Here is a 15,264-nt window from a genome sequence, read left to right on the forward strand (position 1 = left end):
GAATGGGGAAACAGACTTCACGTGTGTGATAGTCTGTTTTTTGTACAGTTCCGAATGAAATATAGACATTTCATATGTTTTTTCACGACTTAAAAATAAAATTATTACTAAAATTCCAGTGTGAAATTTATGTAGAATCTTGTATAATTAACGTGTTTCTATGGAAACATTTTCTGGCGCTATTTATATAGGGCTTAATAGAACAAGGAAGGAAATACATACATGTATATAATAGATAAATAGAATGGAACATGTATAGAGAAAAAGGAGAGAAAAGATGACGTGTCAAAAACAAGGGTTACAAGTTAATAACGATAGAAAGAGGGACAGAAGATGAAAATGAAGCATGCTTTTGGTCCTATAATTTTAGCGTGTGTGCTTTTTTTCATTATCATTCTAATCCCATCGAAAAGTTTAGTATCGCTTATTAGTGATAAGAAGGTAGAAGATGCGGCAACTTCTTTACAAAAAGAGAAATTACAAAGTGTTTTCTTACAGCAAAAAATGTTAGAGAATTCACAGTATTTACCGATGTACGGTTCATCAGAATTTTTACGAATGGATGCATATCATCCGTCTAATTATTTCAAAGTAAATCCAGCTGGTTTTACACCGTTTTTAATTGGAACTGGCGGTACACAAAGTTTAGCTCATATTTTAAATATGACATCTACTATGGATGAATTAGAAGGTAAAAAAGTAGTCTTTGTTCTTTCACCACAATGGTTTACAAAGACTGGTGTTTCACAAGGGGATTTCACTAATAATTTCTCCAAACAACAAGCATATCATTTTATTTTTAATGATGAGATAAATCCAGAAATGAAGAAGCAAATCGCGAAACGGCTATTAGATTATAAAGTTGTTCAAGAAGACGATATATTAAAAAATTCATTAGAAGGTATTGTATATAATGATACAAAACATAACATAAAAGCAGGTTTAGCTAAACCACTTGCTTATATGCATCGAAATATTTTAGATCATAGAGATTTATTTAACTCTTTATTTAAAATCGAACCGATGAAAGAGAAAACAAATATCGGACTTCGTTCAATTTCTTGGGAAGATGCACGTAAACACGCGGAACAAGAAGGGAAAGCTGAGTCTACTACAAATACATTCGGAATTGAAAATCCGTATTATCATAAGAATAATCTGAAGAAAAAACTAAAAGGTTTAAAAAACTTTAGAGCAAATGAAACATATGATGAATCACCAGAATATGATGATTTACAAATTATTTTAGATTTATTTAAAGAGAAAAATGTCAAACCACTCTTTATTTCTGTACCTGTAAATGGGCCTTGGTATGATTATACTGGCTTCCCGAAAGAACGCCGTGAAGTGTATTATAATAAAGTTCGAGAACAGGTTGAGAAAGCAGGATATCCAGTAGTTGATTTCTCTGGTCATGAATATGATAAGTATTTCTTAAAAGATACGATTCATTTAGGCTGGAAAGGTTGGATTTATTTTGATGAAGCAGTGCAGAAATTTTATTCTGAGAAATAAAGTATAGAAATCGGAATGGCTATGAGCCGTTCCGATTTTTTTAGTATAGAGGATTTTGGTGGGGGCAATTTGGGAATGCATGTATATCTTGAACCTGTCTATAATCATAATGTTTCATTGCGAACTGAGCTTGATAAAGGTATTCATACACATATAATTGACCATCATGCGCTGAACATAATACGCCAGAAGTTCCTTGCCCATTTATGAAGGAAATACCGATAGGGCGTCCGATTAAGTATGGTATTTTTTGCTGCCAATGCATAGGGGAATCACTCCTTTTTGAGATAATATACGAAAAGAATGATCGAATGGTTGCTTATCCATGTAAATGTAGATGGAAAGGTGTTATATAATTCCTGAAGATTAATTCATATATAAATAAAAAACCGCTATAATTCCGAATGAATTTATAGCGGTTTTTATTATATTCTTAAGCAAGATTTTTGCGCTTTTTTGTCCATTTTTTTATAACGAAGTATAAAAGTATAAGTACGACGCCACCAATTGCAAATGATTTCACATACGGACCAGCAATATCGTTTATATTCTCCCAATTTTCACCTAGTTTTTCACCTAAATAAATGAAAATAATAGACCAAGGGATAATCGCAAGTGCTGTTAATGTAGTGAAACGTAGTAAAGGCATTTTTGTAATACCAGCAGGAATTGAAATCGCATGACGTACTACTGGAATGAAGCGTGCTGTAAAAATGACGCCAGTTCCGTAACGATTAAACCAATCTTCTGCAGCATCTATTTGTTTTTTATGTATGAAAATATATTTTCCATAACGTTCTAATATAGGTCGTCCGCCGTATCGTCCAAGCCAATAAATAAAGATTTGGGCAATAACACCGCCAATTGTACCGAATACAACTGCGCCTATAAATGAGATACTTCCATTGAATACTAAGTATCCTGCATAAGCAAGGACAATTTCACTTGGGATGATCTCAATCATAAGTCCAAGCATAATGCCCCAATAACCTAATCCTTCAAAAAACGTTAATACTGAATGAATAAAACTACTTAACATTGTTGCACCTTCTAGTTTATGAATTTTTGAGTATAAGAACCATTTATTTAATGACATAAAAGGTTCACTATATGTAGATTATACCTTATTTACATAGGGGATTGCTATTTCAATTCTTTTATGTCTCTTATAAGTATTATAGTAAAGGATATAAGCCGCGTTTTCATGAAGGGTTAATGAAAAGGTTATTAAAAATTTCTCATATATCAATGATAATAGACTGAAAATTAAGTATAATGGTATAGGTCTTTCATTTACAAAAATAGGAGGAGAACGTATGTATATTACAGATCCGATTTATGGACCAATCTCTATTCGTGATAGAGATATCCTTCGATTGATAGATACAAAAGCATTTCAAAGGTTGGCGTATATTAAACAACAAGGACATACTTATTTTTTACATGAGAACGCAATACATACAAGAGAAGAACATTCGATAGGTGTATATGTGCTAGTAAATAAAGTGATAGAACATCTTACTGAGATTGGTGACATACATTTATCGAAATATGAACGAAAGCTAGTATCTACTGTAGCCCTTTTACACGATGTTGGACATGGGCCATATTCACATTGTTTTCAGCAAATATCGGGTGAAGATCATGGTGAGTGGACGGTACGAATCATTCAAGAGGACGAAGAAATACGTACGATTTTAAATCAAACACCTAGATTATTAGATAATGTAACGAAAGCTTTAACAGAAGATGGAGTTTTTCCAATTATAGATGAGCTCTTATTTAATTCATTAGGAATGGATCAATTAGATTTTTGGAATAGAGATTTATATTACTCATCGCTTGAATTAGAAGGTTTACAGATAGAAGAATTGATTGTTAACATGCGTTTAATTGACGGTAAACTTGTTATTGAAGAATCGGGAATCCCCTTCATCGAACAATTAATGAAAATGAAAGAAGGGCTTTACAATAATGGATTTGGCCACCCGTTTGTGATAGGAAAAGACATATTGCTGCAAACAATTTTTAAAATGATAGAGGAGAAAAATCTTTCGTTCTATACTCCTGAACTTCAAAACTTTTTTCATAAAGGAGAGAAGTTAGAAGTAGAAGACTTTCTTCCGTTACAAGATGAAATAATTTTAAATGAAATACAGTGCTTTGCAAAATCAGATGATGTTGAAATAGTATCTTTAATTCAACTTTATGTTTCACCAACTAAAAGTTTATCATTTCAAAAAGGAGTGGAGGGTGATTTTAAAAAGGAAAATAACAATTTAGCGATAATAACTGAGAAAAAGGCGTACAGTTCATATGTAGGTGGTATTTACGTTTATAGTGAGGAGCAGTTAGAGGATATTGTAGAAAAATCCTCTTTTATTCAAGCGATAGTAAGGTTACCTAAAAAAGAATATGCATATTCTTTTTTAAATTGGTTTGAAAACATAAAATAGATGGGGTGGAAATGTGAACTGGAAAGAGCGTCTTCTAGAATTGGATGATTTACCAATTATATTAGAATGGTATAACGACGAAGAATTACATAACATAGCAGATGTGAAACCATTTAAGCGATATACAATAGAAGAACTTCGGGAGTATTGGACTAAAAAATTAGCGCGGTCTTATACAAGTTATCATGTAATAATAGTGAGAGATGAAGTAATAGGAAGAGTCGGATTAAAAAAGACGAAATATGATGATACCTATGTGATGGAATACTCTATTCTTATTGGCGTTTCGAATTTATATTCAAAAGGACTTGGAACAGAAATTACAAAGTATTTCATAAGTAAATCGTTTTTAGATTCCGATATACAAGCAGTTGTATTACAGGTAAGGGAAGACAACAAAAGGGCAATTCGTTGTTATGAGAAAGCTGAATTTAAAAAAGTAAAATCATATATAGAGAATGAAGTGAAAGTGTATGATATGCATAGAATTAAGAATGAGAAAATAGCACGGTAAAAAACAGTTAATTCTGAATGTAATGAGGGTTAGAGGGATATATGGAACCTTAAATGACACTACTTGTAGATATGCGTAATACTACGGCTTTATATGAAATGAAACTTAAATTTAAATAAATCAAGCAAGCATTTGTTGTATATTTGGAACAGATGGTTGCTTGTTTCCGTTATAAAAAAATAGAAGCATTTCTGCTCCTATTTTTTTAAGGCTTCACATCTAAGTTCTGTAAAAATAAAGTTGCTGTTACGTAACGTTTTGCTAACATTTGTACATATGCGGTATGTACAGAAAGGGTCGCAATAATAATAGCGTTACGAATTGCTTCGCGTTGTTCGTTATTAATTTGATCGAACTTGCTTGCGATTTTATCAGCTTTTTCTTTTACGATGTTTTCAATTGTATGAACGGTATCTGTTGCATTTAATTGTAAGCAATTCCCTTGATTGAGTTCTTCAAATAGAGAAGAGTATGCTACATATAAATGAACAGGATTGATTAAATCATCACTTCGATCGGCTGGGTCATTTACAATAAGGCGTAATAGCTTACGAATGGATTCAAAATCAAGTGCTGTTTTTAAATCTTCGACAATAAATAGTAAGGCTGCTTGTTCAATTGAATATTTTTTCCCTTTTTGAGGAGAGCCAATCATTTCTTTTATATCTCGTTTCACCCAGTTTTGCATAGCAGTTACAGAGAAACTTGTGTTTTCAATCTGATTGCCAAGCGCAACTATTTCATTTAAAGAAAAACCGACATCAGTATCGTCAATTTTAATCAGCTTTTCAAAAATAGGTGAAAGTGCGGTAGTAATAAAAGCTGTAACGCTTTGTCCGCTTTCAATATCTTTTTTATGTGACTTTGCCCAAGCTTCTTGTAAAATACCGAGAGGCTTTTTCGTATTCCATCCTCTTAGTGATAGAAGAAGGGTAGCCATTTCGTTTCGTGTGAGATGAAATGTTTCCATCTTTTCACCTCCAAAATAATAAAAAGTTCTTATGAACTTATAATATGTTTTGTTTCATTTAAAGTCAATTCTGTTTTGCTTAAATTTTCCTTTGTCACCAAACTGTCGGAAGTAAATAATACTTGCATATTTCGACAAAAGTTCATATAATAAGTTCATAAGAACCTTTAAAATGTTCTTAAAAACAAATCTATCATTCTGAATTTACTAGAAAGATAGATTTCACATATATCTATATAAAAGGAGAATGGATATAATATGTTGAAAAAACTTGTAGCAGTAATGACAGCATTTATGGTTATCTTTGGGGCTAGCAGCTTTATGTTCGTAGATCATGCGGCAGCGAAAAGTTACAAATCTGGTAAAAAATCATTTACACCAAGTTCAGGTCAAAAGTCAAAAGTTGATTTAAACAAAAAAGACTCAAATGTAAATTCTCAAAAAACGACTCCAGATTCAAAAACGAAAGCAACAAACACAGCACCAAAAAGTAATAAAGGAAGCTTTATGAAAGGTTTATTACTAGGTGGTCTTGGTGGTTTACTAATGGGTAGCTTATTTGCAAATATGGGAGCTCTTGGTTCTGTATTAGCGTTTATTGTAAATATGTTAGTAATGGCTGGTATCGTAATGTTAGCAGTTCGTGCATTTAAATACTTCAAAGACCAACGTAAAAAGAAGGCAGATGAAGTAGCATGGAAACAATAAAAATTTCTGAACAAGAATTAATAAATGCGCTTTGCGTATATATAGCTGAAAAAAGACAAGTGGGTCCAGAAGAAGTGTTAGTTGAACTCATGTATGACGATGACTACGGTTTCTCTGCGGAAGTAGAGGTAAATGGTCGCCAGCAAATTTTAATTCAAGCAAACTTAATCGAAGCATTACGCTTATTGCTTGACAGAGAATATAATGTCAATTCATTCGCAGCGAGATTACAACTTGAATTAGATGATGAAGAAGGTATTTACGCATTAGCGAAATTTAATAGTGATGAACAATAAGACTGTTAGGGCTTTATGCTCTAGCAGTTTTTTATTTTAATTTCTATTTTTAATATGTTTCCTATTTTAGGATAAAATTCAATTTTTAATAAACTGATGAATTGGTAAAAATATGTTATTCTTATTAAGAATGTTTTATATTAATAGGAGGATATTATGAAAAAGAAATTATTAGCAACAATTGCTGCGGTATGTTTATCTTTAACTGCTTGTAATTCAACAGAAGAAACAAAGAATGTAAAGGCGAAAGAGAAAATGGAGAAGAGTGTAGAACAAAAAACTGACACAGCAAATCAAAAAGTTAAGGAAGTAAAATCAGCAAGTACAGTAGAACAGTTATCACAAGACCATAATGTGTCAATAGAAGGAGATGGTAAAAATTCATCTGATTTCTTTGAGTTGAAATCTGGTTTTGTAATTGCTGATGTAGAACATACAGGGAAAAGTAATGCAATCCTTCATTTGAAAGATGAACAGGGAAATGATGCGGGAACACTTTCTAACTTTATTGGAAATGGTAAACAAAAAAAATTAGTTGTTATAAAAGAGAGTGGAAAGTATTTCATTGATGCACTAGCAGACGGACACTGGAGTGCTAATATGTCTCAATCTATTCCGATGGATAAAGTAGTGACGACTCCAGGGGTAGTAAGTGGGCATGGTAGTGATGTTATATTTGTAAAATTAGAAAAAGGTTTAAAAGAATTTCATGGGGTACATAATAATGGGAAAAGTAATTTTATCGTTCATCTAAATGATAACACTTTATTTAACGAAATCGGAAACGCTGATACTACAAAAAAAATGCCTGTAAAAGAAAACGGTATACATATATTTACTATTCAAGCTGATGGTGATTGGACAATTGAAGTGAAATAATTTGAAAAGCTCTCCTTATGTTTTTGATAAGGGGAGCTTTTTGACAAATAAGTCTTATTAAATAATTTCTTGTTGTTTATAGAAATCTTTATCATTTGTTTGGAATTTATGCCATAAATCATTCATTTTTCGTCTACCGATATCTACCATCGGATTAAACTGAATTGTAGCTTTCTGACGAACAAAGTGAACGTTTTGAATGGCGTGAGATAAATGTTGGTCGACTATATCACGTTTTTTACTTGCATATTTAGCAATAGATAGACCTGCAACTGTTCCTTGCGCCATCGCAATTTTTCCGCTTTCAATGCCTGTAATATTGCCAGCTACAAATAAACCAGGAAGAGGAGTTTCCATTGTTTCAGAATGGAGAGGAACGTGTCCGCCTAATTCTGAAATGTAATGGAAGGGACAACCGGCTACAGCTGCAAGTTCGGCAAGTGGGTATAATCCCCCAGCAATACAAACAAAATCTGCTTCATATATTTTCTCTGATCCATTAATAACATTTCCTTTAGAGTCAATATTAGCAATACGTACACCTTCAACTTGATCTGTTCCGATAATTTCAAGAGCTGCTTTCCGAAGGTGAAGTGGCGTTCCGTTTATTTTCATTCCGCTGTTTGGATAGAATGTTAATCCAGCTTTTCGAATCCAATCATATTTCATAAAGTGGCTACCTATTCGTAAAATAGCAGAAGGAGCGAGATGTGCTGCATTTAAAAGAGAGTTTAAAACTTCTTCAGGTTCACCAGCTTTTTGACTTAACTCGCTTTTTTCAGGGAGTACAATATGATCTACTTTAATTCCCGCTAATTGCAATTCACTTAAAATGGCGAAAGACAAAATGTTAGCACCAATAATGATTCCTTTTTTTCCAACTTGCACGCGATGAACATTTGTCATAACTTGAGCTGCTCCAATTGACATCACTCCTGGAAGTGTCCAGCCTGGAAGGGGAATAGAATATTCCGCAGCACCAGTAGCAAGTAGTACGAACGGTGCTTCTAACGTACCGATATTAGTATGTACAAACCAATTGTTTTCATCTTTATCTAAATTATAGACCGAAACACCGCACCTAATATGTACTGAAAGTGATTCTGCTTCTTCATGAAGTCGCTTCGATTCTTCTATTCCGTTCCACCATTCTCCAGTAGGCTCTTGATGCAACTGTCCTAACAATCTCCCACCCGGCTTCATAAATTCATCAATAACGAGCACTTTTAGTCCGAAACGAGCACAAGAGATAGAAGCAGATAATCCCGCTGGTCCTGCACCAATGATAATTACATCACTCATCGTTTTTTCACCATCTCTCTCACGATATTCGGATGCTGTTTCCCGCTTTCAACAACCATGTTTTCTTCTACAACAGTTAAGCATGCACGTACATTTGTTTGATTATTTACTGTTACGCGGCATTCAGAACAGTGCCCGATATTACAATAAATACCTCGCGGTGTCCCGCTATCTTCATGAACTCTTAATGTCCGTATTTCATTTGCTAACAGGGCAGCAGCTATCGTTTCATGTTCATATGCTTCGTATTGATGACCGTTAAATTGAAAAGTAATACGCTCACTACTTTGTAAAGTACCTAAAATAGGGTGATGTGTAATTCTACTCATTTACTTTCACCTACCGATCCAAAAGTAACTGCACGTATTGGTGGTTGATATTTTAACGGTAGTTCATTAAGAGTTACGTCAGGATTCGCATTTTCAATCATTCGATCTATCATTATTCTGCATGTACGACCACCGCAAAATCCCATGCCAGCACGTGTTCTTAGTTTTAATTCTCTTGCCGAGCAGTTATATTCAGCAATTGTCGATTGAAGTTGTCCGTATGTAACCTCTTCACAACGACAAACGATTAAGTTGTTTTTATTTGTCATGTGTATTCCTCCTCTAGTTCGGTTTGCACAAATTATATATGCAAAAATCATGCCAATATAGAGGAAGGAGAGAGCTACCTGTAAACGCCTAATCGGTGCATACTGCTTCTTTATTGAAGTCCAAGTTTTTTTAAACGGTTATATAAAGTAGCCCTTGTTACGCCAAGTTGTTTTGCACATTCTAATTTATTCCCATTTAAAATTCGTAAAGCCCTTTCAATAACTTTTTTCTCATGCTCATCCATCTCTTCTTGTAAAGAAAGGATTGTATTATTGTTGCTGAGTAATAGGGAATGAGCTGTATGGTTGTCTAAAGTTTCAGTCGTATGAAATGGTAAATATTCTTGTTTTATAATTCCGTCTGTTGCGAATACCACAAGTCGTTCAACAACGTTTCGAAGTTCGCGAATATTACCTGGCCAATTGTAATGAAGCAGTTCATGCATAATGCTTGAAGGTAGGTCACGAATTGGTCGGTTATAGTTGATCGAAAAATCGTTTAAGAATGAGTATGTGAGTTCGATAATATCCTCTCGTCTTTCACGCAGCGGTGGAATATGCAGGCTAACTACATTTAAACGATAATATAAATCTTCTCGGAAAGTTCCTTTTCTCATTTCTTCTTGTAAATCCCGATTTGTAGCAGCGATAATGCGGAAATCAATATTAATTTCTTTTTCTCCGCCAACTCGGTAATACTTTCGTTCTTGTAGTACACGTAACAGTTTTACTTGCATATCGAGCGGCATTTCGCCAATCTCATCGAGGAATAAAGTACCGCCTTGTGCGAGTTCAATTTTACCTTTTTTCCCTTTACTATTAGCTCCAGAAAACGCCCCACGCTCGTAACCGAATAATTCACTTTCAAATAACGCTTCTGGAATTGCCCCGCAGTTAATCGAAATAAAAGGCGCCTTCGCTGCTTCACTTGCTTCATGAATTGCTTTCGCAAATACTTCTTTTCCAACTCCGCTTTCCCCAAGTATTAAAACAGTTGATTTCACCGAACAAACTTTTCTAGCTAATTGTATCGTTCTTTGTATAACAGGACTTTTTCCATTCATCGCAAGGAAAGGGTCAGATTCATCTTTATACTTTGCCACTTCTTGTTCTAAACGGTGCATTTCATGTGACATATTAAATAGTTTTTCATTTAAAGCGACTTGATTTGTAACATCTGTTTCTGAAACGACTGCTCCTATAATTTCATCATTACAATAAACTGGATTTGAATTAATTAATACGAATAAATCGGGACGAGGCTGATGGAACTGAGCGACTATGCTTTTTCCATCATGTAAAGATTGTAAAATTTCCAAGTCTTTATAATCAAAAAAACGAGTAATCGGTTGCCCAATAATTTCATTATGGTTGACTGAAAATATTTTTTCAGCACCATCTGTCCAAGTTCGAACGCATTCTTTACTATCAATGACTGTAACAGAAGAGTCAGTTGTTAGTATTACGGTGTCATAAAATGCCTGTAGTTCATTGTAGGACTTATAAAGAAATGGAATCATTTGCTGAGAAGTTATACAGCATATCGGCTCATCGTTTTCGTTAAGGATGATAACAGCTAATTCATAAGAAAAAGCGTCAATTAGTGCAGTGAATGAGTCATCTACATAAATAATGGCGCAATTATATTCTTCTGTAGTAGAAGGGAGATAATAAAACCTTTCGTTTACTTGCTTAATGTGATTAAGGCTACATGTATGATCGATTAAAATACTTTCCAAAAACTCTTGTATAGTCGGAAATGAAAATGCCATAATATCCTCCTGTTATGTATAAAAATTTTGACAGTGATAAAAAAATAATACACCTATTTACTATAAATTTGAATTATTTTTACAAATAAAAATATTGTTTATGGAAATTGTATATGTGCAGAATTGGCACGTCAATTGCATAAAAGAAAGTGAGAGGTTTAGGGAAAGGAGGAGTATATTGTGAGGCACTGCGACGTTTTAATTATAGGTGGTGGAATAATAGGGTGTTCTATCGCTTATTACACTTCAAAATACGGAAGAGACGTAACAATCATTGAAAAAGGAGAATTTGTCAGCGGGACGTCTTCACGGTGTGATGGGAATATTTTGGCCATTGATAAAGACCCAGGGTTTGATAGTCAAATGTCTTTAGTAAGTCAAAAATTAGTAACTGATTTAAGTGAAGAATTAGAGCATTCATTTGAATATAGGGCACCAGGAAGTATTCTCGTATGTGAGTCAGACGAAGAGATGGAGGCTGCACAGCAATGGGTAAATCGGCAAAAAAAAGCTGGATTACCGTTTCGAATGCTTGATAGGCAAGATATAAGAGAAGAGTCGCCTTTTTTTGCTGATGATTTATTAGGCGGTTTAGAATGTGCGACGGATTCAACTGTGAATCCATATCTCCTTGCTTTCTCGCTTCTGTCAGAGGCACAAAAGTTTGGCGCAAAAGCCTTTAAGCAGACCGAAGTAAAGAGTATGAAAATAGAGACGAATGGTTCATTTGTTGTAGAAACTACGAATGGTACTTTTACAGCAAAACAAGTTGTAAATGCAGCCGGTGTGTGGGCTCCTAAGATTGGTCAGATGTTGGATATAAATATACCAATTGAACCGAGAAAAGGGCATATTATAGTAGCATCAAGGCAACAACATGTAGGGTGCCGTAAAGTAATGGAATTCGGTTATTTAATTTCTAAATTTGGCGGAAAAAGAAAAGTAGATGTTTTAACTGAAAAATACGGGGTTGCGCTCGTATTTGAGCCTACTGAAAGTCAAAATTTCTTAATTGGAAGTAGTCGTGAATTTGTAGGGTTTCATACGAGAATAAACAATGAAGTCATTAAATGTATCGCAAATAGAGCGATTCGCTTTTATCCGAAAATGGCAGATATGATGGTAATTCGTTCTTACGCTGGTTTACGTCCGTGGACAGAAGATCATTTGCCGATTATTTCACGAGTGGAACATATTCCGAATTATTTCATTGCCGCTGGACATGAAGGGGATGGGATTAGTCTTGCAGCAGTTACTGGGAAAGTAATTGAAGAGTTATTAAATGAAAAGGAGACAATTATTCCTATTGAACCACTTCGTTTGAGTCGTTTTACAGAAAGGGTGTTAAACGGATGAGGTCACAAAGAGTCTTTACGACTATTGATACACATACGGGCGGGAATCCAACGAGGACATTAATTAGCGGACTTCCAAAGTTGATTGGAGAGACGATGGCAGAGAAGATGTTACATATGAAAAAGGAATATGATTGGATTCGAAAATTGTTAATGAATGAACCGCGTGGTCATGATGTAATGTCAGGGGCATTATTAACAGACCCATGTCATCCTGAGGCTGATATAGGTGTTATATACATAGAGACAGGTGGATACTTACCGATGTGCGGTCACGATACAATCGGTGTATGTACAGCGTTAGTTGAATCAGGTTTAATTCCAGTAGTTGAACCGATTACTTCTTTAAAACTAGATACCCCGGCTGGCTTAGTGGAAGTAGATATTGCTGTTCAAGATGGAAAAGCAAAAGAGGTATCTTTCTGTAACATACCAGCTTTTTTATTGAAAAATATTACTGTACAAGTTAAAGACATTGGAACTGTAGAGGCTGATATTGCGTATGGAGGGAATTTTTATGCCATTATTGATGCGAAGTCAGTAGGCCTAGAATTAGTACCAGAAAATGCATCTACAATCATCGATAAGGCGATTCATATAAGAAACACAATTAATGAGAAGTTTGAAATCATTCATCCAGAGTATTCGTTTATTAGAGGATTAACACATGTTGAATTTTATACAGATGCTACTCATGAATGTGCGCATGTGAAAAATACAGTTGTTGTACCACCAGGCGGAATAGATCGATCCCCATGCGGTACAGGAACATCTGCGAAGCTAGCTGTATTATACGCTCAGAAAGAAATCAAAATTGGTGAAGAGTTCATTCATGAGAGTATCGTTGGTTCTTTATTTAAAGGATATGTCGTGAATACGACACATGTTGAAAATATTGAAGCTGTCATAACGAAAATTACGGGATCAGCTTGGCTTATGGGTATGCATAAATTTTTTTACAATGAAATGGATCCACTCAAAGAAGGATTTTTGCTAATTCCGCCGATGGAACATGAAACGGAGGATATAAAATGAACATTCAAAAAATGTATACAGCAGTAGACGTACATGTAAATGGCGAGGCATTTCGTGTAATGAAAGACGTACCATGCAAATACTACTACAGTTTGGAGCAATTAAATGAACAATTTTCAGGTGAATTAGCAGAAGAGATGAAGCTTTTATTAAATGAACCACGTGGTTTTATTGGTTTGAATGGGTGTATTGTTGTTCCATCTATCCATAATGAAGTGGATGCAGCTGTATTATTTTTTAATTATGAAGGTTCGATTCCGCTTCATTATGGGGGCATTGTTGCGGTAATAACGATGTTACTCGAAAGTGGGTATTTAAAAAAGAGAGAGTCCAATCAATACAAAATTGAAACGTTATCTGGAATATTTTTAGTTCATGCGTATGTAGAGAATGATGAAGTTATATCTGTTTCGTTTGAAAGCAAACTTTGCTATTTGATTGAGGAAAATTTACAGGTTGGTAATGTAAGTTATTCTCTCATACAAGCAGATAAAGTATATGCAGTTGTAGAAAAAGGTGCGTATTCGCCAGAAATTCGTGTTGAAAACATTTCAGAATTGAAAAGATGGGGAGAAGCTACACTGCAGGCTATACAAAAACAGTCGCTAATAAAAAGGCTTATTTTAGTAGATCCTTCGCAAAAAGAAAAGAACCATATAAAGTCGATTACATTTCATGAAGATAACTTTATCGTACGTTCGCCAGGTTTTGTTTCTACTATCGTTTCCTATGTTCATGCATTATTTAAAAATGATTATATGGCGGATAAACCTTTTAAAAATGAAAGTATATTTAATAGTTTTATAACTGTGGAAAAAGTGAAGAAGGAGGAACTAGGATACATTTTCCGTTTTGAAAGTAGAGGATTTATTACAGGGATGCAGACGTTTCTATTAGACCCTACGGATCCGTTTCCGGCAGGATTCTTATTAAAATAAAATGTGATAGGGAGAGATAAATATGCAAAAAATTAAAGGGGCATTTCCAGTATTAATAACACCGATGGATGAATTTCAGGAAATTAATTGGGATGGGGTAAAACAAAATGTAAATTACTTTATCGAACAAAAGGTTGCAGGTATTATCATTAATGGAAGTACAGGAGAGTTTGTAAGTTTATCAAAAGAAGAACGATTTAAAATGGTAGAAACTGTGTTGAAAGAAATTGATGGCCGTATTCCAGTCATTGTTGGAACTGCAGCAGAGACCACAAAAGAAACAATTGAATATACGAAACATGCAGAAGCGCACGGAGCGGATTGTGCATTAATTATAAACTCTTACTATTGTAAACCGAAGGAAGAGGAGATTTATTTTCATTTTAAAGAAATCTCAAACTCTGTAAATATACCAATTATGCTATACAATAACCCATTTACTTCTGGTGTCGATATGAGTACAGAACTAATGCTCCGTATTGGAAAAGAGTGTGAAAATGTTACACATATTAAAGAATCTAGCGGAGATATTCGAAAAGCGAGAGATTTAGTAAGACAAAGTGAAGGGGCTTTCCAAGTCTTCTGTGGTTCTGAAGATTTAGTTATGGAATCATATTTAGTTGGTGCTTCGGGATGGGTTTCAGTAGCAGGAAATATCGTTCCCGGTCTCGTTACAAAAATGTATGAGCATTTTCAAAATGGTGAATTAGAAAAGGCGTGGGAAATAAACGATGCTATTTTACCACTTTGCGAGTTTCTTGAAGGATCAGGGAAATATGTTCAAATCGTTAAACGTTCCATGGAATTACATGGGCAAGCGGGAGGACCTTCTCGCTATCCAAGACTAGGATTAACTGTTGACGAAGATCAAAAGCTTCAAACGATTTTATCAAATATTGCAGCTCATGCAGCTGTTTAAATAAGGA

At 34.4% G+C, this 15,264-nt stretch carries 17 protein-coding genes; 10 read left to right on the forward strand and 7 right to left on the reverse strand.

What is annotated here, in order from left to right; all coding sequences use genetic code 11:
- Positions 1–333: 333 nt before the first annotated feature.
- On the forward strand, positions 334–1,515 hold the full coding sequence (dltD, locus tag MRP26_RS15210; protein WP_016081259.1) for a D-alanyl-lipoteichoic acid biosynthesis protein DltD: 1,182 nt from the start codon (positions 334–336) through the stop codon (positions 1,513–1,515).
- A gap of 40 nt (positions 1,516–1,555) precedes the next feature.
- Here the strand turns inward: dltD and MRP26_RS15215 are convergent, their stop codons facing one another.
- Both MRP26_RS15215 and uptA read right to left on the reverse strand, forming a co-directional pair.
- Entirely contained in the window at positions 1,556–1,780 is a 225-nt protein-coding gene (locus tag MRP26_RS15215; protein ID WP_000558692.1) for a hypothetical protein, read from the reverse strand.
- 168 nt (positions 1,781–1,948) lie between these two features.
- Positions 1,949–2,554 (reverse strand): undecaprenyl phosphate transporter UptA, encoded by a 606-nt coding sequence (gene uptA / locus MRP26_RS15220; RefSeq protein ID WP_000952913.1) that lies wholly within the window; start codon positions 2,552–2,554, stop codon positions 1,949–1,951.
- A 277-nt stretch (positions 2,555–2,831) separates the two neighbouring features.
- On the opposite strand from uptA, the gene MRP26_RS15225 reads away from it, so the two are divergent.
- Both MRP26_RS15225 and MRP26_RS15230 read left to right on the forward strand, forming a co-directional pair.
- Positions 2,832–3,971 carry an HD domain-containing protein gene (locus MRP26_RS15225; protein ID WP_242806263.1) on the forward strand — a complete coding sequence of 380 codons (1,140 nt, stop codon included), beginning with the start codon at positions 2,832–2,834 and terminating at the stop codon, positions 3,969–3,971.
- 13 nt (positions 3,972–3,984) lie between these two features.
- Complete coding sequence (locus MRP26_RS15230; protein WP_242806264.1) at positions 3,985–4,485, forward strand: GNAT family N-acetyltransferase; 501 nt, start codon at positions 3,985–3,987, stop codon at positions 4,483–4,485.
- 205 nt (positions 4,486–4,690) lie between these two features.
- On the opposite strand, the gene MRP26_RS15235 is transcribed toward MRP26_RS15230, so the two are convergent.
- Positions 4,691–5,455: a DUF1836 domain-containing protein gene (locus tag MRP26_RS15235; RefSeq protein WP_000447231.1), complete on the reverse strand. Its 765-nt coding sequence runs from the start codon at positions 5,453–5,455 to the stop codon at positions 4,691–4,693.
- 258 nt (positions 5,456–5,713) lie between these two features.
- On the opposite strand from MRP26_RS15235, the gene MRP26_RS15240 reads away from it, so the two are divergent.
- From MRP26_RS15240 to MRP26_RS15250, 3 genes are all read left to right on the forward strand, one after another.
- Entirely contained in the window at positions 5,714–6,163 is a 450-nt protein-coding gene (locus tag MRP26_RS15240; protein WP_097998107.1) for a hypothetical protein, read from the forward strand.
- On the forward strand, positions 6,151–6,459 hold the full coding sequence (locus tag MRP26_RS15245; RefSeq protein ID WP_000447760.1) for a YxcD family protein: 309 nt from the start codon (positions 6,151–6,153) through the stop codon (positions 6,457–6,459). The genes MRP26_RS15240 and MRP26_RS15245 overlap by 13 nt, the downstream gene beginning before the upstream one ends.
- A 156-nt stretch (positions 6,460–6,615) precedes the next feature.
- Positions 6,616–7,338, forward strand: coding sequence for a hypothetical protein (locus MRP26_RS15250; protein WP_242806265.1), 723 nt, complete (start codon positions 6,616–6,618; stop codon positions 7,336–7,338).
- A 57-nt stretch (positions 7,339–7,395) separates the two neighbouring features.
- On the opposite strand, the gene MRP26_RS15255 is transcribed toward MRP26_RS15250, so the two are convergent.
- From MRP26_RS15255 to MRP26_RS15270, 4 genes are all read right to left on the reverse strand, one after another.
- Positions 7,396–8,640, reverse strand: a complete 1,245-nt coding sequence (locus MRP26_RS15255; RefSeq protein WP_242806266.1) for an NAD(P)/FAD-dependent oxidoreductase — start codon at positions 8,638–8,640, stop codon at positions 7,396–7,398.
- Positions 8,637–8,969, reverse strand: a complete 333-nt coding sequence (locus MRP26_RS15260; protein WP_000087063.1) for a (2Fe-2S)-binding protein — start codon at positions 8,967–8,969, stop codon at positions 8,637–8,639. The genes MRP26_RS15255 and MRP26_RS15260 overlap by 4 nt, the downstream gene beginning before the upstream one ends.
- Positions 8,966–9,238: a (2Fe-2S)-binding protein gene (locus MRP26_RS15265; RefSeq protein WP_000182619.1), complete on the reverse strand. Its 273-nt coding sequence runs from the start codon at positions 9,236–9,238 to the stop codon at positions 8,966–8,968. Before MRP26_RS15265 ends, MRP26_RS15260 begins: the two co-directional genes overlap by 4 nt.
- Positions 9,239–9,348: 110 nt before the next feature.
- On the reverse strand, positions 9,349–11,010 hold the full coding sequence (locus MRP26_RS15270) for a sigma-54 interaction domain-containing protein (RefSeq protein ID WP_088023696.1): 1,662 nt from the start codon (positions 11,008–11,010) through the stop codon (positions 9,349–9,351).
- 180 nt (positions 11,011–11,190) lie between these two features.
- Between MRP26_RS15270 and MRP26_RS15275 the strand changes: the two genes are divergently transcribed.
- The 4 genes from MRP26_RS15275 to dapA are packed head-to-tail and all read left to right on the forward strand — an operon-like array spanning position 11,191 to position 15,257.
- Positions 11,191–12,366, forward strand: coding sequence for an NAD(P)/FAD-dependent oxidoreductase (locus MRP26_RS15275; protein WP_088023693.1), 1,176 nt, complete (start codon positions 11,191–11,193; stop codon positions 12,364–12,366).
- Positions 12,363–13,400, forward strand: a complete 1,038-nt coding sequence (locus MRP26_RS15280; RefSeq protein ID WP_069355759.1) for a proline racemase family protein — start codon at positions 12,363–12,365, stop codon at positions 13,398–13,400. The genes MRP26_RS15275 and MRP26_RS15280 overlap by 4 nt, the downstream gene beginning before the upstream one ends.
- On the forward strand, positions 13,397–14,338 hold the full coding sequence (locus MRP26_RS15285) for a proline racemase family protein (RefSeq protein WP_098853081.1): 942 nt from the start codon (positions 13,397–13,399) through the stop codon (positions 14,336–14,338). Before MRP26_RS15280 ends, MRP26_RS15285 begins: the two co-directional genes overlap by 4 nt.
- A 22-nt stretch (positions 14,339–14,360) precedes the next feature.
- A complete protein-coding gene (dapA, locus tag MRP26_RS15290) occupies positions 14,361–15,257 on the forward strand; it encodes a 4-hydroxy-tetrahydrodipicolinate synthase (protein ID WP_001169449.1) in 897 nt (298 codons plus the stop codon).
- Positions 15,258–15,264 lie beyond the last annotated feature (7 nt).

Origin of the sequence: Bacillus sp. CCB-MMP212 (assembly GCF_022748145.1) — a bacterium.
In the GTDB taxonomy this organism is placed as follows: domain Bacteria; phylum Bacillota; class Bacilli; order Bacillales; family Bacillaceae_G; genus Bacillus_A; species Bacillus_A cereus.

Excerpts from the sequence above, each read along its gene's own strand:
- MRP26_RS15250 (WP_242806265.1), top strand. The coding sequence starts at position 6,616 with ATGAAAAAGAAATTATTAGCAACAATTGCTGCGGTATGTTTATCTTTA.
- MRP26_RS15265 (WP_000182619.1), bottom strand. The coding sequence starts at position 9,238 with ATGACAAATAAAAACAACTTAATCGTTTGTCGTTGTGAAGAGGTTACA.
- MRP26_RS15260 (WP_000087063.1), bottom strand. The coding sequence starts at position 8,969 with ATGAGTAGAATTACACATCACCCTATTTTAGGTACTTTACAAAGTAGT.
- MRP26_RS15285 (WP_098853081.1), top strand. The coding sequence starts at position 13,397 with ATGAACATTCAAAAAATGTATACAGCAGTAGACGTACATGTAAATGGC.
- MRP26_RS15235 (WP_000447231.1), bottom strand. The coding sequence starts at position 5,455 with ATGGAAACATTTCATCTCACACGAAACGAAATGGCTACCCTTCTTCTA.
- dapA (WP_001169449.1), top strand. The coding sequence starts at position 14,361 with ATGCAAAAAATTAAAGGGGCATTTCCAGTATTAATAACACCGATGGAT.
- MRP26_RS15280 (WP_069355759.1), top strand. The coding sequence starts at position 12,363 with ATGAGGTCACAAAGAGTCTTTACGACTATTGATACACATACGGGCGGG.
- MRP26_RS15215 (WP_000558692.1), bottom strand. The coding sequence starts at position 1,780 with ATGCATTGGCAGCAAAAAATACCATACTTAATCGGACGCCCTATCGGT.
- dltD (WP_016081259.1), top strand. The coding sequence starts at position 334 with ATGAAAATGAAGCATGCTTTTGGTCCTATAATTTTAGCGTGTGTGCTT.
- MRP26_RS15225 (WP_242806263.1), top strand. The coding sequence starts at position 2,832 with ATGTATATTACAGATCCGATTTATGGACCAATCTCTATTCGTGATAGA.
- MRP26_RS15245 (WP_000447760.1), top strand. The coding sequence starts at position 6,151 with ATGGAAACAATAAAAATTTCTGAACAAGAATTAATAAATGCGCTTTGC.
- MRP26_RS15255 (WP_242806266.1), bottom strand. The coding sequence starts at position 8,640 with ATGAGTGATGTAATTATCATTGGTGCAGGACCAGCGGGATTATCTGCT.
- MRP26_RS15270 (WP_088023696.1), bottom strand. The coding sequence starts at position 11,010 with ATGGCATTTTCATTTCCGACTATACAAGAGTTTTTGGAAAGTATTTTA.
- MRP26_RS15240 (WP_097998107.1), top strand. The coding sequence starts at position 5,714 with ATGTTGAAAAAACTTGTAGCAGTAATGACAGCATTTATGGTTATCTTT.
- uptA (WP_000952913.1), bottom strand. The coding sequence starts at position 2,554 with ATGTTAAGTAGTTTTATTCATTCAGTATTAACGTTTTTTGAAGGATTA.